Source organism: Pseudomonas sp. LBUM1673 (assembly GCF_059695645.1).
In genome coordinates, this window is record NZ_CP166780.1 from 2,847,371 (window position 1) to 2,872,130 (window position 24,760).

At 59.5% G+C, this 24,760-nt stretch carries 21 protein-coding genes; 7 read left to right on the forward strand and 14 right to left on the reverse strand.

Going from position 1 to position 24,760, the window contains the following annotated elements; all coding sequences use genetic code 11:
• Positions 1 to 262 precede the first annotated feature (262 nt).
• The 5 genes from ACA044_RS13050 to ACA044_RS13070 all read left to right on the forward strand — a co-directional run bounded on the left by ACA044_RS13050 (position 263) and on the right by ACA044_RS13070 (position 4,177).
• On the forward strand, positions 263 to 628 hold the full coding sequence (locus tag ACA044_RS13050) for a winged helix-turn-helix transcriptional regulator (RefSeq protein WP_497447218.1): 366 nt from the start codon (positions 263 to 265) through the stop codon (positions 626 to 628).
• A 311-nt stretch (positions 629 to 939) separates the two neighbouring features.
• Complete coding sequence (locus tag ACA044_RS13055; RefSeq protein WP_497446705.1) at positions 940 to 1,338, forward strand: type III secretion system chaperone; 399 nt, start codon at positions 940 to 942, stop codon at positions 1,336 to 1,338.
• A 98-nt stretch (positions 1,339 to 1,436) separates the two neighbouring features.
• The gene (locus ACA044_RS13060; RefSeq protein WP_497446706.1) at positions 1,437 to 2,174 is read left to right on the forward strand and encodes a hypothetical protein; all 738 of its coding nucleotides are present in this window, start codon (positions 1,437 to 1,439) and stop codon (positions 2,172 to 2,174) included.
• A gap of 66 nt (positions 2,175 to 2,240) precedes the next feature.
• Complete coding sequence (locus tag ACA044_RS13065) at positions 2,241 to 3,848, forward strand: pectate lyase (RefSeq protein WP_497446707.1); 1,608 nt, start codon at positions 2,241 to 2,243, stop codon at positions 3,846 to 3,848.
• Between the two features lie 32 nt (positions 3,849 to 3,880).
• Positions 3,881 to 4,177, forward strand: a complete 297-nt coding sequence (locus ACA044_RS13070) for an HrpW-specific chaperone (RefSeq protein WP_497446708.1) — start codon at positions 3,881 to 3,883, stop codon at positions 4,175 to 4,177.
• 641 nt (positions 4,178 to 4,818) lie between these two features.
• Here ACA044_RS13070 and ACA044_RS13075 read toward each other — a convergent pair.
• From ACA044_RS13075 to sctW, 13 genes are all read right to left on the reverse strand, one after another.
• A complete protein-coding gene (locus ACA044_RS13075) occupies positions 4,819 to 5,427 on the reverse strand; it encodes an aspartyl/asparaginyl beta-hydroxylase domain-containing protein (protein WP_497446709.1) in 609 nt (202 codons plus the stop codon).
• 104 nt (positions 5,428 to 5,531) lie between these two features.
• A complete protein-coding gene (locus tag ACA044_RS13080; RefSeq protein WP_497446710.1) occupies positions 5,532 to 11,228 on the reverse strand; it encodes an AvrE-family type 3 secretion system effector in 5,697 nt (1,898 codons plus the stop codon).
• Positions 11,229 to 11,534: 306 nt separating this feature from the next.
• Complete coding sequence (sctU, locus tag ACA044_RS13085; RefSeq protein WP_497446711.1) at positions 11,535 to 12,626, reverse strand: type III secretion system export apparatus subunit SctU; 1,092 nt, start codon at positions 12,624 to 12,626, stop codon at positions 11,535 to 11,537.
• 33 nt (positions 12,627 to 12,659) lie between these two features.
• A complete protein-coding gene (gene sctT / locus ACA044_RS13090) occupies positions 12,660 to 13,460 on the reverse strand; it encodes a type III secretion system export apparatus subunit SctT (RefSeq protein WP_497446712.1) in 801 nt (266 codons plus the stop codon).
• Between the two features lies 1 nt (position 13,461).
• Entirely contained in the window at positions 13,462 to 13,722 is a 261-nt protein-coding gene (gene sctS / locus ACA044_RS13095) for a type III secretion system export apparatus subunit SctS (RefSeq protein ID WP_497446713.1), read from the reverse strand.
• Between the two features lie 41 nt (positions 13,723 to 13,763).
• Complete coding sequence (gene sctR / locus ACA044_RS13100) at positions 13,764 to 14,417, reverse strand: type III secretion system export apparatus subunit SctR (protein WP_497446714.1); 654 nt, start codon at positions 14,415 to 14,417, stop codon at positions 13,764 to 13,766.
• Positions 14,414 to 15,484 (reverse strand): FliM/FliN family flagellar motor switch protein, encoded by a 1,071-nt coding sequence (locus ACA044_RS13105; protein ID WP_497446715.1) that lies wholly within the window; start codon positions 15,482 to 15,484, stop codon positions 14,414 to 14,416. Before ACA044_RS13105 ends, sctR begins: the two co-directional genes overlap by 4 nt.
• Position 15,485: 1 nt before the next feature.
• Entirely contained in the window at positions 15,486 to 16,034 is a 549-nt protein-coding gene (locus tag ACA044_RS13110; protein WP_497446716.1) for a type III secretion system HrpP C-terminal domain-containing protein, read from the reverse strand.
• The gene (locus tag ACA044_RS13115; RefSeq protein ID WP_497446717.1) at positions 16,031 to 16,492 is read right to left on the reverse strand and encodes a type III secretion protein; all 462 of its coding nucleotides are present in this window, start codon (positions 16,490 to 16,492) and stop codon (positions 16,031 to 16,033) included. Before ACA044_RS13115 ends, ACA044_RS13110 begins: the two co-directional genes overlap by 4 nt.
• Positions 16,479 to 17,834 carry a type III secretion system ATPase SctN gene (gene sctN, locus ACA044_RS13120; protein ID WP_497446718.1) on the reverse strand — a complete coding sequence of 452 codons (1,356 nt, stop codon included), beginning with the start codon at positions 17,832 to 17,834 and terminating at the stop codon, positions 16,479 to 16,481. Before sctN ends, ACA044_RS13115 begins: the two co-directional genes overlap by 14 nt.
• Positions 17,834 to 18,808, reverse strand: coding sequence for an FHA domain-containing protein (locus ACA044_RS13125; protein ID WP_497446719.1), 975 nt, complete (start codon positions 18,806 to 18,808; stop codon positions 17,834 to 17,836). Before ACA044_RS13125 ends, sctN begins: the two co-directional genes overlap by 1 nt.
• Positions 18,809 to 18,819: 11 nt before the next feature.
• Positions 18,820 to 20,913 (reverse strand): type III secretion system export apparatus subunit SctV, encoded by a 2,094-nt coding sequence (gene sctV, locus ACA044_RS13130; RefSeq protein ID WP_497446720.1) that lies wholly within the window; start codon positions 20,911 to 20,913, stop codon positions 18,820 to 18,822.
• Positions 20,910 to 21,941, reverse strand: coding sequence for a type III secretion system gatekeeper subunit SctW (gene sctW, locus ACA044_RS13135; RefSeq protein ID WP_497446721.1), 1,032 nt, complete (start codon positions 21,939 to 21,941; stop codon positions 20,910 to 20,912). The genes sctV and sctW overlap by 4 nt, the downstream gene beginning before the upstream one ends.
• 314 nt (positions 21,942 to 22,255) lie before the next feature.
• On the opposite strand from sctW, the gene ACA044_RS13140 reads away from it, so the two are divergent.
• Together ACA044_RS13140 and ACA044_RS13145 are read left to right on the forward strand one after the other, a co-directional pair.
• Positions 22,256 to 22,846, forward strand: a complete 591-nt coding sequence (locus ACA044_RS13140) for an RNA polymerase sigma factor (protein WP_497446722.1) — start codon at positions 22,256 to 22,258, stop codon at positions 22,844 to 22,846.
• Positions 22,843 to 23,421 (forward strand): GNAT family N-acetyltransferase, encoded by a 579-nt coding sequence (locus ACA044_RS13145; protein ID WP_497446723.1) that lies wholly within the window; start codon positions 22,843 to 22,845, stop codon positions 23,419 to 23,421. Before ACA044_RS13140 ends, ACA044_RS13145 begins: the two co-directional genes overlap by 4 nt.
• Positions 23,422 to 23,588: 167 nt before the next feature.
• Here the strand turns inward: ACA044_RS13145 and ACA044_RS13150 are convergent, their stop codons facing one another.
• Positions 23,589 to 24,755 (reverse strand): T3SS effector HopA1 family protein, encoded by a 1,167-nt coding sequence (locus tag ACA044_RS13150; RefSeq protein WP_497446724.1) that lies wholly within the window; start codon positions 24,753 to 24,755, stop codon positions 23,589 to 23,591.
• Positions 24,756 to 24,760 lie beyond the last annotated feature (5 nt).

The window sequence follows — 24,760 nt, forward strand, 5'->3', positions numbered from 1 at the left end:
ACTGATCATGTGGTCGTAGCCGAGTACCGCGACATCGTCGGGAATTTTAGTCCACGGCCCAACAACACCTGATAGGCATGTGATCGTTGTCACAGATCAGAATGCCGGAGGAGGGACGACTGCTGGAAGGAGAGATTTGAGCTGTTTCATGAAGTCCTCTTTATTTTTGTTTTTATAAAAGATAGCGTTAACATTGCAGCGGGTTTTGTCAGTCTGTAAGGAGGGATTTTTTTGGATGTTATGAGTAATGGCGAACCCGGGAATGTGTCTTTTGCTTACTGATTTGTTTGCGCGCATTGGCGACAAGTGGACGCTGAAGGTGATCGACGCGCTGGTCCACAGACCCATGCGTTACAACGAAATCCATCAAGAGGTCTCAGGGATTTCGCAACGCATGCTGACGCGGACTCTCAAAGGTCTGGAGCAGGAGGGGCTGATCAATCGAACGATGTATCTGACAATACCACCTCGCGTGGATTATGAACTGACCGAGCTTGGGCAGCAGTTGACCGTCGCACTGCAATCACTTTATGACTGGGCATTGATACATCGACAGGCGATGTCCGCAGCCAGTGCGCACGTTGCCCGGACGGAACAGGACGACGAATTGCAGCCTGGTCATGATTAGCCTTGCAATGGAAAAACAGATGGGTTGAATCTTCCAATAATGGGAGAGTGTCAGAACATTTTGCTGTTGGAATGACAGCCCTGATCCGATGAAACATTACTTCTCGGGGCGCCCTCGCGACTCCCAAACCACCTTCTACGCTCGACAGATCTGTACTGAGTCCGGGCTTCTGATGGTTCAGGCGCTGGAACTGGCAGGTCTGAAACACTGAATCCGGCTCGATTCCAGAAGGAACCACATGCCATTGTTTTTCCACTCATGACGTGAGCCAGACGTGTGTCCGGCAGACGCTAACATGAGAGGAATCAAAGATGGCGGACTCCAATAAAACTATTCAGCGCTTTCTCGACCGAATGGGTGAGCGGTTGGGTCTCCCCTTGTCTTTGCAACAGGGAGTATGTGCACTTTATGACAGTGACGATAATCAAGTGGCTGTTATTGAACTGCCGGAACACAGTGAAAATATCGTACTGCACTGTCGGCTCGGAAACGTACAAAAACGAGCTGATAATCTGCAACGCTTGCTTGATCTGAACTTCGACGTCTCTGCCTTGCGCGGCTGCTGGCTTGCGCTTGATCAGGGTGAGGTGCGCCTGTGCACTCAGCGCGAACTTGAGTATTTGAATGAAGACCACTTCTGTCATTGGGTGACCGGTTTTATTGCACAGGTCCGGGAAACCCGTACTTCGCTTGGGCGACTGTTGGCGTAATGCAAGTAGCAGGGAACTGGCTGTTATTCAGCGCCACTTAGCGAGGGATGGTTGCAGTCCGTAACTATCCCATTCACTCACAAGCGAGGCTACAGATCATGGCAGATTTAGGTATTTCGCAAAGTTCATTGGGCTCTTCCGGCCTGGGCGGTCTTGGCGGCGCGGGCGACACGGGGCTGGGCCAGACAGGCCTGGGAGGCGGTCAGTCCGGTGGTTCATCGCTGGAGGACCTGGCGGGTTTACTGTCCGAGCTGCTGCTCAATTCATCTGCGGGTTCGGGGCAACAGGGCGCTGGTGGCACCGGGAGCGGCAGTGAGGCTGGCTCGGATGCCCTCAGCAAGCTGCTGGATCAGCTGAAGAGCGGCACTCAAGGTAGTCAAGGCGCCCAGGACAGCGGTCAGAGCGACGCGCAAACCAAGGGCAGTGAAGACGCATCTACGCAGGAGTTGCTCAAACAGCTTCTCCAGGCGCTCCTCAAACAACTGCAGGGCGGTGAGAGTGGTGACAGCACCGGTCAGAGCAAGGGTGTCGATGCCGCGGGCGGCGCAAGTGGTGCCGGTGGTGCCAGCCCGGGTGGGGCGAGTGGAGCAGGCGGTGGCCAAGGTATTGAAGAACTGCTCAACACCTTGATGAAAAGTCTCGGTGACAGCTCGTTGTCGAAGTCGGTAGCGCCGACTGCCGATGGTGGTGGTCAGGTCAGCAAGGATGGCACCTCGAAGGAGACGCTGGGGATGGTCGGTCAGCTCATGGACACCTATCCGGAAACGTTCGGCACGCCAGGCCAAGGCAGTGGCGGTACTTCCGGTTCGGGCGACGCGCCAGGCACGAAAGTCTAGAGCGTCAAAGTTCAGGGGGGCTCGGCAATCCTCAACGACTTATTATTTATATATGAGGCCAACACTATGGCGGATTTAAATATCACGATAAACCTTGCCCAAAGTCCTTCCGGCTCGAATGGAATCGGCGCTCAGGGCGACAGCGGGCTCGGTCAGACCGGCTCCAATGGCAGCCAGTCCGGTGCTTCAGCCCTGGAGGACCTGGCGGGTTTGTTGTCTAAAATGCTACTCAATTCATCTTCAGGGCAACAGGGGGCAGGCGGTGCGGGAAGTGGCGATGGCTCCAGCGCCATCAGCGACCTGCTGGAAAAGCTGAAGAGCGGCAACAACGATGTCCAGGGCAGCGGTCAGGGCGGGACGTCCGATAAGGGCGCGGCTCAAGGCGGTGACGAGGCCGCGGACAAAGAGCTGCTCAAGCAGGTTCTGCTGGCACTCTTCGAGAAGGTCCTGGGTGGAGATGGTGCCGAAGGCTCGAGTCAGAGTAGCAACGGCAGCAACGGCAGCAACGCCTTGGGTGGTGCGGGTGCCGGCGGCAATAAACTGAACGCGCTGGGCGGCACCAACGAGCTGGGTGGTGGCACGGGCGTGGGTGGCACCAGTGGATCAGGTGACAGCCAGAGCACTGAAGAGCTAGTCAACAACTTGATGAAGAGTCTTGGCGACGGCTCCTTGAAAAACTCGGTATCGCCGACCGCCGACGGCGGCGGCCAAGTCAATCAGGATAGCAACCTGAAAGAGTTGCTGGAGTTGATCAGCCAGTTCATGGACAGCCACCCGGAGACCTTCGGTGACGCAGCGAAAGGCGGTGATACATCGTCCAGCAAGGGCGCTTCGCCTGTCTCGACGGGCGGCAGCCCATCGCCCGTTTCCGGTGGCGGAGGAGGGGGCGGTGCTGCTCCAGAGGCCGGTGGTTCCGAGGGCGTAGCGCCTACGGTTACCGGACCTGCTGGCGGTGGCGGCGGCGGTGCACTGGCGCCTGCGGGCACTGACTCCAAAGGTCTGGCGCCGTCCTCCAATGCGACTTCAAGCACTGGCGGGGCTTCGAACATCGATTTCCCGAGCGCATCGAGCAATCCGACAGTGGTCAACGAGACCATCAAGGTCGGTCCTGGTGAAACCTTTGACGGTGAAGGCAAGACCTTCACCGCAGGCTCTGCCCTGGGTGATGGCGGTCAAGCCGAGGGGCAGAAGCCTCTGTTCGAACTGGCCGAGGGCGCCACCCTGAAGAACGTCGTGATTGGTGAAAACGGCGCAGACGGTGTGCACGTCAAGGCGGCGAGCGAGAAGGCGGTCAACGTTGATAACGTGCACTGGACCAATGTCGGCGAAGATGCGCTGACCGTGAAGGATGGCGGTGCCAAGACCACTAACCTGAACGTCACCAACAGCACAGCCCAAGGCGCCAATGACAAAGTCTTCCAGCTTAATGCCGATGCCAACGTGAGTGTCGATAACTTCAAGGTCAAGGATTTCGGCACCTTCATGCGCACCAACGGCGGCCAGCAAGGTAACTGGAATCTCGACCTGAATAACATCAGTGCCGAAAATGGCAAATTCTCGTTCGTCAAAAGCGACAGTGAAGACCTGAAGCTCAAGACCCATAACATCGATCTGCAAAATGTCGAGAATGCCTACAGCAAACTGCCTGAATCGACCAAACGGGAGGACGTGTGATGGCAGTCGGGCAGACAGAGGATCAAACGCCTGTGAGCTGGAGGAGCCTGGTGCAGGGTGACGGTTACCTTTCGCCGGAGCAACGCAAGGCGTTCGAATATGCGATCGACCTGGTACTCGAGCGTTTGCATGCAACGCTTGATCAGCCGACTCAAGGCAGCGGACGCTTTCAGTTCGACCGCTATGTCGACGGTCTGGAGACCTTGTTCTTGCGTGATGCGAATGCTCAAGACCTGCAAAGCGATGCCGCCGTGACCGCTTTCTGGATCGTTCGGCTATTTGCCGACAGGATCCTGCGCGCGGGTGACACACGCCCCAGCATGCACTGATATACCGCTGAAACCAGGCCCGGTCATTTGACCGTAATGCCGTTCACATCAAAGAGTCTTGAGTCAGAGAAACCTGTGGCGAGGGAGCTTGCTCCCGCTTGAGTGCGTAGCACTCACAAAAATCGGCAATGCTTGTCAGATTTATGGGGCCGCTACGCGGCCCAGCGCGAGCAAGCTCGCTCGCCACATAAAGGTAGGCATGACTGAAAAGTGCGCTTAAGTGAACAGCATTGCGGTCATTTGACCGGGCTTTCTCGTTATCACCGCCGCGTGCACCAATTGCTGCACATCGGCATATGCGGATTCATGCGTCACCGCCAGCTTGCGCGCTGTACAAACCGTCGATGGAAGGCCTGCACCAATGACCGTACGGTACCGAGCATCTGCTGGCTGGCCCAGCGCAACGAAGCGCTGTGTTCCGGGCGGGTGGCGGTGGGGGCTTGATGGGCGAGGGCTTCGGCGCAAGTTCCAATGCCGGTAAGTCAAGAAGTATGAGCGACGAAAATCCTGTGGGAGCGAGGCTTGCCCGCGAAGAATGCACCGCGGCTTTTCAGGTATTACGCGTCATCGTTCTTCGCGGGCAAGCCTCGCTCCCACAGGTTCTGCGCAAGGACTTATTTTTTTTTCGGTGCCTGCGGCGTTCAGCAGCTCGCCATCCTGGCCTTGTCGAACTCAAGGTAAAGAATGGTGCGCTCGACGTTCGAGGCATTGACCACGAAGTGGTCGAGCGAACCATCGAAAATCACGGCCTCGCCTGCGCGGTGCTGATGGAACTCGCCGTTGACATTGAGGTACGCGTAATTACCTTCGACCGCAGCGCTCAGGGTGATGTGCATTTGTAGCAGCCCTTCGCTGAACACTTCGGGATGCCGATGACAGGTCAGAAAACTGTGAGCGGCCAGGCGCGCCAGGGAGCACACCTTGATGCCGTCCAGGGCGCCGAGCAGGTCGAGTGTGTCGGGAAAAAACGCCCGGGCGGCCTCGATCGGCTGGTTCTGCACCTGCAGGGCAAACTGCACCCAATCGCGATTACCGCCTGCCTGCCCCCAGCCTTTGAGCCAGCCGTAGTCACCGCCCTCAAGCAAGTGCAGGTTGAGTTCGGTGAAGACCTGACCATGGCTCTTGTCGGTCCGGTCGATGTCGAGCAGAGGGGCCTGCAGACGTGATAGTTCGTCGCGAATGATCTGCCAGTTGTTTTTCAGTTCGAGTAGCGGTTTGAACGAATCCAGCGAATAAAAAGAGGGGCGCACGGCAAGGTACTCCGGATGATCGCATAATCAGAGATGGGTGATTGTCAGTGGCCGTGTCAGGCGCATATTCCTGCAAATATACGCCTGCGCAGGTTACCGCTGGTTTAACTCTTGAGCTGCAGATCTGCATCTTTCAACTCGGTCAGAAGCGCTTTGGTGCCGGCATCGGTACGGGCGATGTCGCCGGCCAGGGTGTAAGCCTTCGGCACGTTCTCGTCTTTGCCATAGGTGAAATTGATCTGGCCCAAAGTCTTGGTGATGGTCAGGGCCGCTCCGCTGCTGGCGCTGAGCAGCGGGGTCGGGGTGGTGAAGCTGTCCGGCTGGGTGGCGGAGTGGTAGACGGTGATCGCCTTGAGCCTCATGTTGTCGCGGTTATCGAGCATTTTAGTCAGATCGCCATGGGTCAGGGTGCCATTTCTCGAGCCGATATCCACGGTATCGCTTGGCCCATCCTTGAGCTCCAGACGCACACGGGCGAGGGTGCCCATGGATGATTTCAGGTGCCCGACCAGTGCTTTGAGTTTCGGATCCTGTTCCATGAACCCGGCGATTCGCTCGGCATTGCTCTGTACGTGGTCCGGATTCAACCCCATGGTCAGTTGGGTCAACAGGCTTTTCTCATCCAGGCGCGACAGATTCGTGTAGGAACTCTCGAAACGGGCGCCGTTGAGTATGTTGTGGTGGCTCTTGGCTGCGGCATGCTGATGACCGGCTCGGGTCAACGCGCGCTTGGCTGCATGTTGCTCATCGTTCTGTGGCGTCTTGTCCGCGAACAAGGTCTCTAGCCCCTCCAGATGTGCGTCGATGGCCTTGTCCGGGTCCGTCGCCTGCTCCGGTGCTTTGGACTGCTCGCTGAGCTGCACCAGGGCTTTTTCGATGGCTTTATCCTTGAAGGTGCTTTTCAAACCATCGGAAATTTTGCCGACGTCCGAGTCTTTCAAAGGCTGCGCCTCGCTGAACTCGAACTTCACGCGCTTGGTGGTTTTCGACTCCACCGTGACCGATTTGCTGTAAGCCGCCGGGAGGCTGATCCCCAACACGCCGGCATCGGCGGTGCTGCCTGCGGGCGGAGGAAGATCGCGACCGCCCACGAGTTGACCGCGAAAATGGGTACCGGCCGTCAGGCTGTTGAGAAAACGTGGGCGGTTCATCCCGCCTTCCCGGCGCACGCGGGTATCGTCCGAGGTCGACTTCAGTGAGTAGTCGCTGTAGTTCATCAGGTTGACGCTGACGCTGGCACCACCGGTCAGTCGCGCCGCCGAGGACAGCGGCGTGCTGCCGTCTTCGCTGAGACCGACCCCGGCGCGGCCGTCGACGGTCGCGCTAAGGACTACATCGACGTTGAAGTTCCGGCCCTTTTCCACTTCATGGGCATACCCGCTTTTCATCAAGTCCATGGGAGTGGTCGTGCCGGAGATCATGCCGTCGACGAATTTGCCGATGTCTTCATCGGCGACGTTGAACACCAGGGCATTGCGATTGCGGGTGGTGGCTGTCGCGCTCAGTTCACCGTCCAGACGCACGGCCGGCAGGAAACTGCGATCGTTGTCGGTGGGCAGTTTTTTATTGTTGGATTCCTTGCCGGTCATGTCGAGCAACAGGTTTCTGCCCGCACCGAGTCCCCCCGAGCCCGTGAGCGAGCCCTCGCGAATCATATAAACCTTGACGCCTTCCCCATCACGCTCGGCATTCAGGGTGTAGCTGCGCGAGGCGCCCAGGCCGCCGCTGGGAAAGGGGCCCATGGGTTTGCCGACGGGGGCGATGAAGGGCGTGCTGAGGTTGGCGCCATAGCTGCGTTGTATGCTGATTTCATCATCGGAATCGAGCTGTTTTAGCGCGGACGTGAGCGTGCCGGCCAGTTCCTTCTGGGTGGTGCTGCCGGTGGCGGCGCGCAGGTTGGTGCTGATGGCATGGTCGGTTTTGCTGAAGCCGTTGATGAAGGCCTTGATGCCGTCATAGGTCGATTCCAGGCTGGCATGCCCACGGAAGCCCATGTCGGTGACCTGCTTGACCGGGTGATCTTCGTACTGCACATCGCGCAGTTGCAGCAGCCCGTCGCGGTACTCCATGATTTGCGCGGTGCGCATCCGCGGTGGCTCTGCCGGCTGAGGCTGTTGCAGGTGGGCTTGCGCCTGGGCTTCCTTTTGCTCGTTTTCGATCTTGCCCACCAGATCGGACAAATCCTTGAGGGCCACGACATCCAGCGCCAGGCGGGCCTTGGTCAGTGCCAGGTCGTCACTGGGATTGCGTCGGCGGCCCAGGGGAATCTCTTCCTTCTGGTGAGAGATATTCATGCCTTTTTCTTCGAGCTTGCCCAGCAGTTCGCCGGTGCGGTTCTCATCCGAAGGGGCGATTTTTTTCAGGGCACCCTGCAGCTCTTGTACCAGGTTGTGGTCGGAACTGTTGATGTTGAGCTTACGCGCGACATCGGACAGACCCATGCTCAGGGCCGTGCGTTTGGAGGGCGGATTGAACTCCCCATGCTGATTGAGCAGCCCTTCGAATTGGCGAAACGGCAGCGTTTTCAGCTGGCCATATTCCTGTCCCAGATGCACGGTGCTCTTGTACGCATGGTTTTCCAGCTCATTGCGAAACCCCTCGAGTTGCTCAACCAGCCCTTTGCCTTCCGGGCCCAGGTCCAGCCTGGCGATCCGAGACTTGAGGTCTTCGCCCTTGGCCGGCACCGGGGTGTCGGCGTCAGCGATGGCCTCCAGTTTTTTGAAGAGCTTGCCTTCGGCCTGATAGACATCGTTGAGACCGTCCCGGCCTTTGGCGGTATGCACCAGGCTGTCACCCGTGGCCTTCATCCAGCGCGGCATTTCCAGGGTGGGTTTGAACACATGGGCGGTGATGAACTCACCCGAGCTGGTGCGGTTCTTCGAATCCATTCCTCCCCGGCCCAGTGCGGTCGTGCTGAACTTTGCGATCAGGCCGGTTCCGGGAATGCGTTTGCGCACTTCGCCGTCACTGATGCGGCCATGCAGTTCGCTCAGGGTATCCTTGCTTTCTGACGGTTCTACCGCTTTCCAGTCATGGTTGTTTTGCCGGGCCAACGGTTTATCGTCGCCATGCAACAGGGTGGCGTTCAGTTGCTGGTCATCGCCGGTACGCAATGAACCCAGCGGCTCGTCATCCGGTGTGGCGATTTTTTTCCATTGCGCTTCAGGACGCGGTTTCGCCTCGGAGGCCTGCCAGTCTTCCTTGTCCAGCTGGAAGGCTTCACCTTGATCGTTCAGGGCGTACAAGTCCGAATGCTGGTCCAGCGCCAGGGACTTGATCGACCCGTTCAGGCCTTCGGTGCTCAGCTCGGTCATCGCGCCTTTTTCGTGGTGGGCGGTGAGTTTGCCGGTATCGTCCAGGGCCACGAAGTGGTCCGGGTTGACCATGGCGAAAGCGGTGATGGTGCGACCCTCCAGCCCGGCGATAGCGCTGCCGGCGCTCACTTGGGTGGTTTGGGTCGCTTGGGACAACGCATAGTCACGACCGAAGGATTGCGGCGCGGGGGCCTGGCTCACCTCGAGCTTCTTCAGCGTACCGTCCTGAATCATGTAGGCCCGGCTATCGAGGCCGATACTCAGATGGCTGACATCCTTGATCTCGGTATGGCCCCAGGCGCGGGTGGCGGCGTCCCAGCGCTGGACTTGCTGGTTCTCCAGGCCGACTTTGCCGAGACGGCCGAGGTCGAAGGTGTTGCTTTGGGTCGGTGTGACATTGGGCAGGCCGCGGGTGTTGTTCAGCACCATGGCATCGGTCAGGTTCCAGCCAGGCTTGAGCGAGCCGCTGGCGGTATCGACCGGGAGGGCATGGGTGTGACCTGCCGGATCCTTGATCATCGCATGGACCTGGCCCTGGGCGTCACCGATCAACGCTTCGGCATGGTGGGTTACTCCCAGGTTCACGTCCGGGTGCGCGATCGTGTGTTCCGGTGTCAGCGACAGTTCGGTGCGGTCATCGCTCAGTTGCTGGCGGTCGACACTGTATAGCCGTCCCTGAGTATCGCTGAGCAGCAGGGCGTCTTTGGTCAGGGCGATGCTGGTGACGTCCGCGTCATCGGCGAGCTTCAAGTCGATGCTCGCGGTGAGCGCCGTGGCCGGATTGGCGCTCAGATCGAGCAGCCCGAGGCTTTGCTTATCGTTCTTGTTCTGGAGCAAGGCGGCTTCACCCTCGCGGCTGACGGAAAAGGCCTTGATGTTACTGACCGGGTATTGCCGATTGTCTTCCGAACTCAGGTCGACCACCGCCTTGTCGGTCAGGCCATAGGTCCTGCCATTGCCTTGGGTGCTCAGCGCGCTGAAGGTCTGCTCGGCAAGTTCCGGATGCGCTTGCCAGCCCTTGGTGGCCGGGTCGAAGCGATAGAGTTTGTCGTCATGCAGGCGCAGTTGCTGGCCATTGTGGTCCTCGTGTACGCCGGTCAAGTGGCTGAATTGGGCCTTGCCGGGCGCGTCCAGGATCTCCTTGCCGATCTGGGTGTTTTGTCCGTACAGGCCCAGGCTGCCGTTTTGATTGCGCAGCTGCGGGGTGGCATCGGTGAAGTCTTTGAGGAACTGTCGGGCGTCGCTGGTCTGGCTGCTGCGCAGCAAGGTGGTCGCGGTATCGGATTGCTTGAGATGGAGCAGGTTGCCCTTGTTATCCAACAGCACATGTTCGTGGCTATTGGCCCCGGACTCGCTGTGCAGGGCGACAAACGAATTGTTGGCGGTCTTGAGCTTCGACTGGACGATGTCGGCGAGCGCTGGAGGGTCCATGCGCCCCACCTGCAGCTGGCCGTCGCGGTCCAGGCTCAGGGGCCTTTTCGGATTGTTCTGACGTTCCAACAACTCGGTGCCATGGTTGAAGCGCCCGGCATTGCTGCGTGACAACTTCGGGCCCGGCTCATTCGTCAGCGAATGCGCGCTGGGTGGCTGCGCCAGTTGATCGTTGATCGAACGGCCAAGACCGTCTTCTCCCTGCAACCGCCCACCATCCCGGCGACTTTCCTTGAGTGCTGATTTGACAGCCTGTTCATCCTGCTCCGAGGTTTTTCCGGTTGGCGAGTGATCTTCCTCGCTGAAGCCGTGCAGGCCCGTGTCTTCGCCGATCTCCTCGATCTCCTCGATCTCGCTGACCCCGCTGGCCTGGGTCTCTGGAACGCTGGCCTCATTGCGCTGGTTTTTATCGGTAGCGCTCTGTTCGCCTTTTGCAGCCGCCTTCGGTTTGGGCTGGCTCGCGGCGAGCTCACGGTCGAGGTCTTCCTGGGTTTTGGACGCCATGGGCGGGTTGATGAAGCGGTCTTCCGGAACCGAATCCAGTTTGACTTGCATTTTTTTAAGCGGGCGGGTGGTCACCAGCTCGTGCACGCCGCCCGACAGCAGCTTGGTCCGAGGTTTGTTTGGGGCTTTCGGCTCTTTTTCTGCACTCCCCGATGTCGAGGCCTCGTCGCTCGCCTGGCCCTGTGTCATCGGTTTTTTACCGTCCAGTCTCTCCTGCTGGCGCGCGGCCGCAAGCTGAGCGCCTAACGAGTTGCGGCTTGGTGGTCTGGGGGCGGCGGGTGTGGCCATGGCTGGCGCTGGGGTTGCGGCAGTGGCGCTGGTGGCGGCGCCAGAAGCCGCTGCCGAAACGTTCGGGCGGCTGCTTGAGGGAGAGCCGATATGCAGGAGCTTGCCGAGCTTTTTCCTGAAGTGTTTGCCGATGCTGCCCAGTGAGTGCGAGCTGCGCTGGGTCGGTTGTTCCGGCCGTTGATGAAAATCGCTGCTGCCGCCGGTTCGCTGCGTGGTATCCACGGAAGCCGAACTGGAGATCCGGACGTTTGATGATGGGATCATGTAGGTGCTCCTCGACTCGTACTGAAATCCGCGCGCCCGGACAGTCCTGGGCGAACATTAGGGATGTATTCAGTCCGGTGAGTGGCTGGCCATGTCCGTCGGTTCCACAGGAACGGTGAATAGAGGCCGGGCATCGAAGGGCAGGGGTTTCTGTAGCAGCTGCCGAGCCCGCGAGGCTGCGTTCGGCTGCGCAGCAGTCGTAAAACCAGAGTTTGCGATACATCAGGCAGACCGCGTCAGCCGGACTCACGACTGCTTCGCAGCCGAACGCAGCCTCGCAGGCTCGGCAGCTGCTACAGCCGGGAGTCAGCTCGGGTTGTCGGTGATTTCGATGATGTCGTCGGCGGCGTGTTCGTCCAGTTCACGTAACAGGCGATAAGCCTGGGCCACGGCTTGCAGGGTTTCGCGCGGGATGAAGCGGCCAACCTCGCTGCGATACAGGGTGCGGGCCAGCCAGACGAAGCGTATGACCGGCACGCCCGCCTCACGGGCACGCTCGATCAGGTCGCGGGCCTCAGCATCCTGACCCTTGCAGATGATGCGGGGCAGTGCGGTTTCCTCTGGCCGATAGAACAGCGCCACGGCGTAGTGCGTGGGGTTGACCAGCAGCATATCGGCGTCTTCCACCGGAGCCTTTTGCGGGGCGGGCGCGGCACCGCCCTGGGTGAGTTCGCGGCCCATGGAGCGGCGGTGCGACTTCATGTGCGGGTCGCCTTCGGAATCCTTGTGCTCCTTGCGAATATCCTCGTGGCTCATGCGTTGGCCTTTGAGGAAGAAGTACTTCTGCAGCCCGAAATCCAGCGCCGCCAGCACCAGCAAAACCCCCAGGCAGATCCGTGAAAGCCGCGAGAACATGTCGATCATGGCGCGCCAGTACGTGTCCAAGTCGGTGTTGGCCAGCCCGATCAGATCCCCCACGGCGGGCGGTAACACCACATACAGCACGCAGGTGATCAGCACCGCTTTGCTCAGGCTGTTGAACAGGTTGAACAGTTGTTTGGCCGAGAACATCTGCTTGAACTGATTGATCGGGTTGAGCCGGTCGAAATCCAGTTTCAGGGCCTCGGGGGCGAAGAGGATGCCAAACTGCGACCAGCCGCCGATGACCCGCATGATCACCGCCAGGCCCAGCGCCGGTAGCATGAACAGCAGAAGGTCGATGCTGGCCTTGACGAACATCTCCTTGAGCGCGGCCTGGAAGGGCATGTCGAGTTGTCCGAAGGGCACGGACATCAGGCCTTTGAGCTTATCCATGCCGCTTTCGGCAAGGGTGAAAATCAGCTCGATCAGGGCGCCGAAGATCAATAGCTTATGCACATCCTGGCTTTGCCCGATCTGGCCTTTCTTGCGCGCATCGTTGAGTTTTTTCTGGGTCGGTTTTTCTGTTTTTTCGCTCATTGATGGCTCCTGGCAAGGGTATCTTTCGAGGCATCAGGGCCGCGGGTTCAGCAGCAGTGGCAGGGTATGCCGCAGATCGCCCAAGGCATCGAGTCGACCTTCGGCAAGGAACGACAGCATCGGCAGGTACAGCACCAGGAACGCCAGCCCGGCCAGGCTCTTGGCCGGCATCGCCAGGGTCGAGACTTGCAGTTGCGGGCTGTACAGGCTGAGGATCGCCATGCCGAATTCGATCAGCAGAAGCAGGCCCACCAAAGGCGCGGCATAGAGCACCATGAAGCGGAAGATGCTCGCGATCAGGCTCAGGTAAACCGCGAAGCCATCGGCCGCGGGTATCGGCATCCACCGGGTCGCCGGCCACACGCTGTAACTGTCCCAAAGCACTTGGGTGAGGCTGGAAAAGCCCGCACCGAGGATCAACAACATGATCAGCACTTGCTTGAACATGAATCCCAGCTCAGAGGTGTTATCGCCGAGTGCCGGGTTGATCTGCCCACCGACCAGGGCGCCGCGCTGGTTATCGAACAGACAGCCGATGGATTCGAACAACCAGAACGGCATGGCCAGCAAGACACCCAGCAGCATGCCGAGCACTGCTTCCTTGAGTGCCAGGCCGCAAAGGTTCAGCCAATGGAATTCAACCCCGGCCAGCGTGGCGCGGATCCCCGGCATGGGCATCAGGGCCAGCGCCAGGACGATGCCGTTGCGCTGCATGCCTTTGAGTTCGCGAAACGAAAACGCCGGTACCAGCAGCAGGCAAGGGTAGATCCGCGCCATGCCGAGGGTCAGGGCGATGACGGAGTCGGACAACAGGCTGATGGCGTGCTCGAACATCTCAGTGCCCCGTCTGCGCAATCATGCCGAACGCCAGAATGGTCAGTTGCATCAACTCGACGCCTATCCAGCGCCCGGTCAGGGCCAGGGCGACGCCGACCGCGACCAGTTTGATGGCGAACGGTAGCGTCTGGTCCTGCAACTGCAGAACCGCTTGCAGCAACGACGTCACGATGCCGACGATTACCGCCACGATCAGCGGCGGGGCCGAGAGCACGACCACCAGCAACATGGCCTGCTTGAACAGGTTCAGGATTTCCATAAGTGCCTCGATCTATCGCGCACAGCAGTGCAAGCGGGCGGTTACAGGTAGCTGTAGAACAGACCGTCGAGCAGACGTGTCCAGCCATCCACCAGAACGAACAGGAGGATTTTCAGGGGCAGGGAAATCGTCATGGGCGCGACCATTTGCATGCCCAGGGCCAGCAGGATGTTGGAGACGATCAAGTCGATGACGATGAACGGGATATAGATCAGAAAACCGATCTGAAAACCGGCCTGCAATTCCGAGAGCACGAAGGCCGGGACGATCACCAGAATGTCCTCACGACTGGCCTTGGCCGCCATCTCCGCCGGCCACATACGCTGGGTGTTTTCCAGCAGGTGGGTCTGGGTATCGGGATCGACGTTGCGCGACATGAACAGCCGCAGCGGCTCGACGACCTGGCTGGCGGAGCTCTGCATCTGCGCCAATGTTTCATGGCGCTCCGGCAATTGCTTGAAGCGTTGCCCCATCTCGTTGAACACCGGGGCCATGACAAACAGGGTCGCCGCCAGCGCGATACCATACAGCGCCATGTTCGGCGGCACCTGTTGCACCCCGATGGCGTTGCGGGTGATCAGCAGCACCATGGAAATCTTCAGGAACGCAGTGCAGATCACCATCAGCAACGGCACCATCGAGAGCCCGCCGAGAAACAAGGCGAGCATCATCGGATCGATTTGTCCCTCACTCATCGCTGTTGTTCCAGGCGCGTAATCTGCAGGCCGAGGCGCCCCTCCACATCCACCAGTTCGCCATGAGCCAAAGGCCGTTCGCCATGGCACAGCAGGGCATTGCCCACGGTGCTGCCCTCCACGGTCAGTACCGAGCCGATGGCCAGATTCCGCAGTTCCGACAGCTTGAGTGAGACGCTGCCCATGCGCAGGGTCAATGCCAGCGGCAGGTCGGCGAAGCGGTCGGGGCTGGCGAGTGGTTCCTCGGCGGAGTCACCTTCGAGGACGGAGGTGTCCAGATCGGGCAAGCCTTCAATGGCGTTCATGGGGTCAAGGCTGGGAGGATTGAGGTGATCGAGGGGTGCATTCATGAGGGTTTCTTCCAGTTCGGTGACGATGAAGCGCGGTGGGTTCGTACTCTCCAACTGCAGACCCAGGCGGCAGCCACCGATTTGCAGCGGGCCTTGCCCATCAGGGGCGAACATTGCTTGCTCGGGGAAGACAATGTCGCCTTCACGCAAGGAGCGCAGGACCGCCGCGCTCATGTGGGTGCGACCCAGCAGCAACGGGATGCAGAGGGGCAGGTCACTGTCCGGGCCTGACAGAGGCGGGCGCCAGTTGCCCCGATCGAGCAGCCGCAGCAAGGTGGTCGGCGCCAGTCGTAGCCGGCTGCAAATGCGCAAGCCATTGATGCGCGCTTCCAGCAAACATTCCAGGCCGTCATCGAGGGGCGTTTGCGTGGGTTCCAGATGGACGAACAGCGCCTGCAATTCGGGGCTCAGGTACTGGTTATAGATCTGCCAGTACCAGGCACTGTCCTCCGGGTTGCGATCACTGTCCGGCAGCATCGCCGGGCAACTGGATATCAGGCTGAGAAAAGCTTCCGCATCGCTCAGTAACAAGGGACCGCAGCCGCTGGTCATGACGTTGCCGGTGATCGACCGGGGGTCGGCGTCAAGCAGGTGCACGCTCAACGTGCCGCGGGCCGCTTCCAGCTGAAAGTCCAGATTCAGCCCTTTACCCAGACGTCTGCGCACCTGCGCTTCATCGCTTTTCATCGGCCGCAGCCTGAGTGCTTGAACGGTCATCTCAACGGTCCTTCAGATCGAATGACAACTTGACTCGCCGCCCGAGCCGCTGGCTCAACAGTTGGCGGCTGGACTCCTGGCTTTCCCGGCAGCGTGCCCAGGCTTCGCCCTGGGCAAAACGCAGGGCGATATCCATGACGTTGCCCTGGCGCATGACCTGTACGGCGACTTCGCCCAGGTTCGGCAGTTCGAAGACGGCCTCGATGGGCAAGTCATCGATGGGCTGCAGTTGTTCGTCGATGTGCTGCAGCTCTATATGTTGAATCAGGGCATCCCACAGCGGGGCGCTATAGGTCGCGGCAGCAGACTCCGGTTCGAACGACGGCGGGCTGCCGGCGAAGCCCTGGGAAGAACCTTCGCCGGTGAATCCGCTGAGTGCCGGGGTGAACCAGCCGAGATCGGGGCTGATCAGCGTTTCGAAGACTTCACCGTCGTGGCGGATCTCGCTCGCCGGCTCGAACGGGCGCGCGGTTCTGGGGAACTCGGCGCGTCCAGTCGTTTCCTGGGGGCGGGCGTTGGCCGTTTTGGCCGGGACATGAGCATGGTTCATGAAGCCTCCCGGGCCAGATCGAGCAAGTAATCGAGCTTTTCTACATCGCGTAGTCGACGGCTGACTTCGAGGCGACTTTCTTCAGCCCAGAGCGATTGTTGATCATGTTCTTTTTGCAGCGCGATGCGTGCCTGCTTGCTGCGCTCGATCCGCCGCAACGACAGTTGTTCCTCGGCCAGGGAATCTTTGAGTTCAGTCAGCGGCATCGGTTTATCTCGGTACTGCTCAAGTAGCTCGAGGCGCCGCTGGCGATGGATCGCCCGCAAGCGCATGGCTTCGCTGCTCAAACTGTCGAGCCGGGCGCGCATCTCGTCGAGCACCTGGCGCTGGCGGCGCCAGGCCTGTTCGGCGAGCCTCAGGCGTTGTCGACGAATAGGTGCCAGCATGTCGACGGTTTGGCCAATGACAGCGAAATCGCCGGCAGGGTAGTCGTCTTGGTCTGCATCAGAGTGGGACATTGGCGGTTACCTCGGCAAGATGATCGAGGGTGTCCTCGAAGGACACCGGTTCGCGCAGAGACTGTTGCAGGAAGTCATTGATGGCTGAGCGCGAGTCCACCGCACAATCGGTCAAGGGGTCATGACCCGGTTGGTACTCACCGAGCTTGAGGAGCATTTCCACCTGCTGGTACGCCGCCATTAATTTGCGTATCTGGGTGGCGCTTCTGACCTGTTCGGTTCCCACCACACCGCTCATTGTGCGGCTGAGACTGGCGAGGACATCGACCGCCGGGTAATGGCCGCTTTCGGCGAGCCTCCTGGAGAGCACGATGTGACCATCGAGCAGCGAACGGACTTCGTCGGCAATCGGATCGTTCATGCTGTCCTGTTCGATCAGCACCGAGTACAGGGCGGTGATCGCGCCGTCATTCGTTCGTCCGGCCCGCTCGACCAGGCGCGGCAGCAGGCTGTACACCGAGGGCGGTAATCCGCTACGGCCGCTGGGTTCACCACTGGCCAGGCCGATTTCGCGCTGGGCCCGGGCGAAACGCGTCAGCGAGTCGACGATCAGCAGCACCGATTTGCCTTGCTCACGGAAGCCTTCGGCGATCGCGGTAGCGGTGAAGGCCGCCCGGGCTCGCTCCATGCTGCTGCGATCGGACGTCGAGCACACCAACACGGTGCGGCTGCGTAATTGCTCATCGAGTTCATGATCGAGAAATTCGCGCAATTCGCGCCCACGTTCACCGATCAGGCCGAACACGATCGCATCGCAAGGGGTATTGCGCGCCAGCTCGGCAAGCAGGGTGGTCTTGCCGCAACCGGCGCCGGCGAACACCCCGACCCGTTGCCCTTCGCCGAGGGTCAACATCCCGTCGATGCTGCGCAGCCCGGTGGGCAGGGGCATCTCGATGCGCGGGCGGGCAGTCGCTGCCGGAGCATCGCGAATCACCGGGATAGCACCTGGCGTGCCAGCAGCGGCGAACGCGCTGGGGCCGTCGCCATCCAGGCTGCGACCGAAGCCGTCCAGTACCGCGCCAAGCAATCCCTCGTCGACGCACAGGCTGTGGGGCTGGAACAACGGCTTCACCGGCGCGCCAATGGCAATGCCGTCAAGCGGTCCCAGGGCCGCGAGCAAGGTGTTCTGGCGATCGAAACCGACGATTTCGGCCATGACCAGACTGTCGTCGGCTCGGCGGATTTCGCACAGGTCACCCATGCGCGCCCGGGGGATCTGGCTGTGCAGGAGAATCCCGCTGACTGCGCAGATGCGCCCGTGAACCTCCACAGGAGCCGCCCGTTGCAGGCGTTCGCGTTCGCCCTGTGCCCAGTCTTCTAAACGCTCGAAAGCCTCACGCATCACCAGCTCAACTCGACTCGGCGATCGCCTTCGAAAATCACCCGGTTATCGTTGATCTCCACCAGGCGCATCCCATCGATTTCGTCACCGAGGAACAGTCGACGCCCATCGTTGGTGACGATATGGGCCAATCGGCCATTGCTGATCTGGGCCACGGTAAAGGGCAGGATCGGTGTCGCTACGGGCAAGGCGCTCTGTACCCGGATCGGGCTTTGATACTGACGCTCGAAACGCAGCAGCATCCGTTCGGTCAATTGCAGCAAGTCGTCTTCGGCGAAGTTGCCGTGCAAGAGGATTTTTCCCGGCTCTTCGGTCAAGGTGATGCGGTTTTGCAGGTCTCGCTGTTGCAGCATCTTCAGGATCACTTTGCGCACTTCCTGCGCATCGGCCAGCACCACTTTGGCCGCGGGTGGCGGTGCAGCAGGTACCGGCTCCTGGCGGTTGAATGCCCAGAGCAGGATCCCGAGAAACAGCGCTAGCCCCGTGATAAGCAGCAGTGAAGCGATCAGCGAGGGAGGCTGACGGCGCGGCTGCGCGTGTACTGTTTCATCCCGTTGGGCGTTGATGGACAGCAGCTCTGGCTGCTCTTGAGAGCCGTCCGGCTGTTCACTGACGATCGACGGCGTGTCGGTCGCTGGAGGTGCCCGCTCGGCGGTGATGGTCTCGTCTTCGGGCCAGTCGGTGTTGGCACTGACCACCGAGAGCCAGACGCCATTCAGGGCAAAAGGGGTATCGGGTTGCAAGGTCGAAATGGCCTCGACGCGATGCCCTTCGTTGTCGGTCACTACGCCTTCCTGGCCGGTCAGCGACCAGGTGCTGTCAGCCAGACGCAGCAGGCAGTGGCGGTTTTTGATCCCGGTATCGTAGAGCGCCAGGTCGGCATCGCTTGACGAGCCGATGCTCCACTCAGCGCCGGACAAAGGCAGTGCCGCGCCGCGATGCAAACCGGTTAAAACGCGCAATTCATACAGCATGTTGTGCTCCATCAGGCCAGTAAGGCCTGGGCCTCTTCCAGGTCGATGCGTCCCAGGACATTGACCTGCACCGCGGATAACAACTCGGCGAAGGACAAGACCGGAACATGATTGAAATCATCCTGCAGCAGGCTGCGCATCGGGCTGCGCAAATCCTGGGCAACCAGCAGCACCGGTGCCGGTCTGGCTCGCAATGGAAAGGCTTCGCGCAGTTGCTCGACGAAGGCGCCGGCCAGTTCCTGTTCGAGGGCGAAATAAGATTCGCTCTGGGTCTGGCGCAATGCGTCGCGTAGCAGCACCTCGGTTTCCGGTGTCACCAGCCAGGCGTGCATGACCCCGCTTTCGCTGTGCTGGTGGCAGATCTGGGCCTTGAGGGCGATGCGCACATAGTCGGTCAAGGCACTCAGATCGCGTTCATGCTGGCCTTGCTCGATCAGCGTCTCGGCGATCAGGCGCACCGCGCGCAGGGAAACCAGTTCGGACGAAAGCCGCTGCAGCACCGCCGAGAAGCGCGCCAGGGGCAGGGTGCGCTGCAGCTCCTGGGCGAGTTCAGGTTGCTCGCTTTCCAGCCAGCCGATAATCGCCTTGGTTTCCTGCAGGCCGATAAATTGTGGCCCCGTGGACTGGAAGGCGCGGTTCATGCGTTCAAGAATCAGCGCCTCGCAACTGGCCCCTTCGACCTCATCGCGCAGCAGAATGGGATGCTCGGGATCGAACCAGAACCACTGGCTTTCATCGCGTTCGGGCGTGCCGGGGTCGCCGCCATCGTCTTCATTGACCAAGCGGTAATCCACGGCCATTTTTTGCGTTGCGAAACTGGCACGGATAAGCGGCACTTCATACACGCTGAACAGAAACTCGTCGGTTTTTTGCAGCTCGTCGAATTCAATATCGAACGAGGGCAGGGTCAGGCCGAATCGATGAACCAGGGTGTTGCGCCGTTGGCGAATGGTCTGGATCAATTGCTCGACCTCGCGGCTGCCCTGATGGCTGGCGTGAAAGCGCAGCAGATAGGCCCGTGACGGGTTGAAGCGGCGGATGTCTTCGCGGCCATTCAATTCAGGGTTCTTGAGTCGTTCTTCTCCGGCGTTGGCCTGTTGGGTGTTTTTATGGCTGGCGCGCAACAGTTGAATCAAGCCACTGGCAAGGCACAGCATGCTGATGGTGATGAACACCAGGCTTGGCATTCCGGGGATGGCCGCAAAGCCGAGCATCCCCACCGAGGAGATGACCCAGGCCTTGGGCTGGCTGGTCAACTGTTCGGCGATTTCACGACCGATATTCAGATCCAGTGACTGGCTGTCGGGGGCCACCCGGGTAATGATCATGCCGGCGGTCAGGGAAATCAGCAGGGCGGGGATTTGCGCAATCAAGCCGTCACCGATGGTCAGTACCGAATACAGGTGCATCGAATCCGCCGGCTCCATGCCGTTCTGCAAAACACCGATCGAGAAGCCGCCGATCAGGTTGATGAACACAATGATCAGACCGGCGATGGCATCGCCCTTGACGAATTTCATGGCCCCGTCCATGGCTCCGAACAGTTGACTCTCCTTGCTTAACTGTTCGCGTCGCTGGCGGGCTTCGCGGACATCGATCAAACCGCCTCGCAGGTCACTGTCGATGGACATTTGCTTGCCGGGCATCGCGTCCAGGGTAAAGCGCGCAGCCACTTCCGCCACACGTTCCGAACCCTTGGTGATGACCAGGAAGTTGACGATGGTGAGAATCAGAAAAATCACCAGGCCGACTGCCAGGTTGCCGCCGACGACAAAGCTGCCGAAGGCCTCGACGATATGTCCGGCGTCCTGCTGCAGCAGGATCAGGCGTGTGGTGGCGATGGACAGTGCCAGGCGAAACATGGTGGTCAGTAGCAACACGGCCGGGAACGTTGAAAACGCCAGCGGTCGTGGCAGGTACATGGCCAGCACGATCAGCAAGGACGATATGCAGATGTTCAGCGCGATCAGCACGTCCACCAGGGCTGTGGGCAAGGGCAGGATCATCATGAATACGATGGCCATGACCATGAAAGCACCGACGATTTCGGTACGGCGCATCGCCGATATGGCCAGCCGGTTGAGCCAATAGATGAGCTTGTTCATCGCTTGGACTGCCCATCGGGAAGCCCGAGCACTTTGCGCTCCTGCCGGGATACTTCGTCCATCAAACCCAGCATCAACCGCAGGCTGTTCTGCCGGGTCTTGTTGTCTTTCCATACCGGCAAGGGCAAACGCTGCAACAGCGATAACAAACCATTGAGGAAAATCGGTTGCAGACGTTGATCGCGGCCGACGGTTTCTTCGGTCAGGGAGGAAAGGTCACGGGCAAAGAAGCCATTGCCGCAGAACCGCACGATCCGGCGGGCCAACTGCAGGGTGGTCATTTTGCCGGCAGGGTTTTTTAGCGCGAGGCGTTCCAGCAAATCGCGACAGATTTGCAGCATGTTGCTCAACTGGCTGGAGGCGCCCAGACCGCGCAGCATCGAGCGTAATGCCGCGCCGGGCAAGGACGGTGCCATGGCCGCGATGTCGTCGGCCAGTGCCCGTTGCAAGGTGCGCAGCACCCGGGGAAATTGCTCTTCATTGAAGCGTTCGAACAGCGATTCCAGCAGGACGGACAACGGTTGCTGCCCGACGATGGCTTTGTAATAGAGTTGACGAATGATCTTGCGTTGATCAGCGTCCTGACTGAACAAGGCGATGGCGCTGGCGGTGTTCAGCCCGGCGCGGATCTTGTCACCATGCAATTCTCGCAGCTCTTCGATGGCGCTCTGTACGTCAGCGATTTCTTTCTCGTCGCCACTGGTGGTCGCCAGGCGCAGGGTTTGCTGCAAAACGATGTCGGTGCGTGCCGGATCATCCTGGGTCAGTGCCAGCATCGCCTGCATCGAGGGTTGCTGTTGCAGCAGCATCTGCATGCGCCGGGCCTGCTGTTCCAGGCTCGGTTGGTCAGGATGATCGAGCAGCCGATAGAGCTCGGTCAGCTTCTCGATTCTCTCCAGCCGCCCCGGCGCATGGGAGGTCTGGACGTGACGTTCATCGATACGCTTGGAGTGCCGTTCCACACTCTCGCTGAACTTCATGCCGATTTCTTCCATGGAGTCCAGCAACGGGTTTCTGGGGACCTCCACGCGTTCTATCTTGGGTGCGAGCGGGGGAATGAAATCCGGTATTACAGGCGTGTCGTTATAAGCGCCGATTTTCATAAATAAGGAACGCCATGAAAGAGTCTGTGTGTGTTCTGTGTGGCACTTTCCAGCGTTGAGTTCCCTTGATGCTGAACTATTTTTCTTGTTTTAAAAGTTGTGCAAGAAATTGCATTGGCTGTGTGTCAGAAATGCAAAAAATGGCATGGTGTAATTGTTCTAATTTATAAATATTCAATTAAATCAGTTGGTTGTGATTTTATAAGAACTGGTACATAAGCTGCTCTATCTCTCTCGCCATGTTGGCTATTTCAATTGTATGGAACGAGGGATTTACGATGGAGCTAAACAGCGTTCAGCCTGAGGTGATGGGCTCGATACATCTGGATGTTGGGGCGTTGGCAAAGAACAGTGAGCGCAAGTTGCGCAGTTTTATTACTCAGCGGGTATTCAATGCGGCAGATGTCGATGATTTGATGCAAATGACTTATCTGGAAGCGCTGCGTAATCAGCACAAATTCATCGGGGCGTCGAAGCCGGAGACCTGGTTATTTGGCATTGCCATGAACCTTGTGCGTAATCACTTCAAGTGTATGTACAGCCAGCCACAGTGCAGCGAGTTGGAGGAGTCAGGCGCCGACAACCTGGAGCATGGCCATGATCCAAGTAACGTGAGTGATCATCAACGCGTCCTCAGTCGAACGCTGAAGGCCATCGGCGAATTGTCGGAGGACATGCGTAACGTCATGAAGCTGGTGGTTGAAACCGACATCAGCTATCAGGATGCGGCGGACAGCCTGGGTATTCCGATCGGTACCGTACGCTCGCGCTTGTCCCGTGCTCGCGAGCAGTTAAAGGCCAGCGTTTTTGCAGGAGCCGTTTACTCATGAGCAGCCTCAAGCAAGGAGTTCCTCAGCACGTCCTGCCGCGCGGTGTGCGTGAATCCACTGACGCGGATCTTCCCGCCATGATGGCGATCTTCAACGAAACGGCCGACACCGGGGCCAACTCTCCGGTGACCCGTCCCATGACCCTGGAAGAGGTCACCTTTTATATCAACCTGTACAAAAACGACGGCTTGCCGGTGTTTGTCATCGAGCGTGGTGGTGAAGTAGTCGGTTGGTTATCGATCAATCGGTTCAGTTGGGGCACCCAGGCGTGTCGCAACACGGGTGAAGCCGCCATTTATGTGCGCGCCGACCATTACGGTCGGGGAGTGGGCGTACGCCTTGGCCAGGCCTCGGTGATTCTGGCCAGGCAATATGGTCTGGAAACGGTGGTGTCATGGATCATGGGCGCGAACAAACCGAGCCAGCACATCGTTCAGGCCATCGGAGCACGCCTGTGGGCGCGCCTGCCGAATATCGCCCGATTCGGTGACACCCGCGCCGATGTTCTGTTGTTTGGCTTACCGCTTTATGAAGAACTCTCGAGCCCGGTGCAACTGTTCAATCAAGACGCTTGATAGGACGCTGACCAACGTGTGGGAGCGGGCTTGCTCGCGAAGAGGGAGTGTCAGTCGGCACCAATGTCGCCTGACACACCGCTTTCGCGAGCAAGCCCGCTCCCACAGGGGAATTTCGGTTGAGCGCTGAACGGGTGTCACAGGGGATGGCATTTAGCGTTCTCGCCTCACCGGGCAGGTGTCAGTCTGAACGCCGGGTTGTCCGGGTTGTAACCTCGCTCGGCAATCGCCTTTCTCAGTTTGCTCTCCAATGAGTCGCCGCTTTGATCCTTCAGCGCGGTTTCAATCAGCGTGGCGCGTGAAATGCCATGACTGCTCGAGTCATTCTTCATCGTCTCGGCATAGTAAAGCCCCTTGGCCAACGGCTGCATGCCCGCCGGTGTATGGTCGATCAAGGCATCCCTGGAAAGCATGGCCTGGAGCTTGCGCCCCAGTGCCTGGGTCGTTGCATAGTCCCCCTTTATATGAAGAACGGCAGAGTCCGGTCTGGCCCCCATTTCGATCGGGCCGGCTATCTTGGCTGCGACGATGGCGTTCTCGCTCTTGACCAGTGTTGCGATGACCTGCGCCAATTCACCCGAATAGCGCGGTTCGATATTGACGGTCAGGCGCCCCGTACTCAGCTCGTGGGACGTCCGTCCTTTGGGCTCGAACCTGTAGAAATCCATGCCCGGGTCGGGATGCCCCTTGATGAGTCTGTCGAGGGTGACGACTTCTCTGTATTGCGCCGGCATCTCGTCGAACCCTTGTGGCGTTATATCAACGCCGTGCTCGCGGTCTAGCCTTACCAACTCATTCAAGACAGCTTTCTGCCCGGCAGGCTCGAGCAGTTGAACCTTGGGGGCGTCGTCAAGATACAGGGTGTAAATGTCATCCGTGGTGATGGGTTGTTTGAGTTGTTCAGCCTTCTTGGCCCATTCATGCAAGCTGGCAAAGGCCTCCTTGCCGACGGGCACGCTCTGTTCTTTTACCTCGGACACCGCGCTGCTGCTCTGGCCTTGTTCGAGGATGAGCGGGTTGAGCTGGAAACGTTCCCCGGGGAAAGGTTCTTGTCGTGGGTTTGAAGGGGGCTTGCCGGCTTTCTCGTTCAGTGTCCGGGCGATCTGCGAATCCTCATTCTGCCCATTGAGGAGGGCGTAGACGCTTTTGAAGAAGCTCCACTGTGTGGCTTGATCGTCCGGACGTTCGACCTGAAATTGGCCATCCGCCGCACTCCGGATCCGATAGGTATTGCCGTTGACCTCGATCTGACCGTGGGCCTTGAGCGCCGGGATATCGACAGGCGCGTTTTTCAGTGCCTCGACACTGGGGAAGCGAAATTGCAGAGGGTTCATGGGCT

What these genes read in the sequence shown, in the direction of transcription:
- ACA044_RS13115 (WP_497446717.1), bottom strand. Translation starts at nt 16,492, where the DNA reads ATGTCCCACTCTGATGCAGACCAAGACGACTACCCTGCCGGCGATTTC.
- sctV (WP_497446720.1), bottom strand. Translation starts at nt 20,913, where the DNA reads ATGAACAAGCTCATCTATTGGCTCAACCGGCTGGCCATATCGGCGATG.
- ACA044_RS13050 (WP_497447218.1), top strand. Translation starts at nt 263, where the DNA reads ATGTGTCTTTTGCTTACTGATTTGTTTGCGCGCATTGGCGACAAGTGG.
- sctS (WP_497446713.1), bottom strand. Translation starts at nt 13,722, where the DNA reads ATGGAAATCCTGAACCTGTTCAAGCAGGCCATGTTGCTGGTGGTCGTG.
- ACA044_RS13055 (WP_497446705.1), top strand. Translation starts at nt 940, where the DNA reads ATGGCGGACTCCAATAAAACTATTCAGCGCTTTCTCGACCGAATGGGT.
- sctT (WP_497446712.1), bottom strand. Translation starts at nt 13,460, where the DNA reads ATGTTCGAGCACGCCATCAGCCTGTTGTCCGACTCCGTCATCGCCCTG.
- ACA044_RS13140 (WP_497446722.1), top strand. Translation starts at nt 22,256, where the DNA reads ATGTTGGCTATTTCAATTGTATGGAACGAGGGATTTACGATGGAGCTA.
- ACA044_RS13125 (WP_497446719.1), bottom strand. Translation starts at nt 18,808, where the DNA reads ATGCTGTATGAATTGCGCGTTTTAACCGGTTTGCATCGCGGCGCGGCA.
- sctN (WP_497446718.1), bottom strand. Translation starts at nt 17,834, where the DNA reads ATGCGTGAGGCTTTCGAGCGTTTAGAAGACTGGGCACAGGGCGAACGC.
- ACA044_RS13060 (WP_497446706.1), top strand. Translation starts at nt 1,437, where the DNA reads ATGGCAGATTTAGGTATTTCGCAAAGTTCATTGGGCTCTTCCGGCCTG.
- ACA044_RS13105 (WP_497446715.1), bottom strand. Translation starts at nt 15,484, where the DNA reads ATGACCGTTCAAGCACTCAGGCTGCGGCCGATGAAAAGCGATGAAGCG.
- ACA044_RS13065 (WP_497446707.1), top strand. Translation starts at nt 2,241, where the DNA reads ATGGCGGATTTAAATATCACGATAAACCTTGCCCAAAGTCCTTCCGGC.
- sctR (WP_497446714.1), bottom strand. Translation starts at nt 14,417, where the DNA reads ATGAGTGAGGGACAAATCGATCCGATGATGCTCGCCTTGTTTCTCGGC.
- ACA044_RS13145 (WP_497446723.1), top strand. Translation starts at nt 22,843, where the DNA reads ATGAGCAGCCTCAAGCAAGGAGTTCCTCAGCACGTCCTGCCGCGCGGT.
- ACA044_RS13150 (WP_497446724.1), bottom strand. Translation starts at nt 24,755, where the DNA reads ATGAACCCTCTGCAATTTCGCTTCCCCAGTGTCGAGGCACTGAAAAAC.
- sctU (WP_497446711.1), bottom strand. Translation starts at nt 12,626, where the DNA reads ATGAGCGAAAAAACAGAAAAACCGACCCAGAAAAAACTCAACGATGCG.
- ACA044_RS13110 (WP_497446716.1), bottom strand. Translation starts at nt 16,034, where the DNA reads ATGAACCATGCTCATGTCCCGGCCAAAACGGCCAACGCCCGCCCCCAG.
- ACA044_RS13080 (WP_497446710.1), bottom strand. Translation starts at nt 11,228, where the DNA reads ATGATCCCATCATCAAACGTCCGGATCTCCAGTTCGGCTTCCGTGGAT.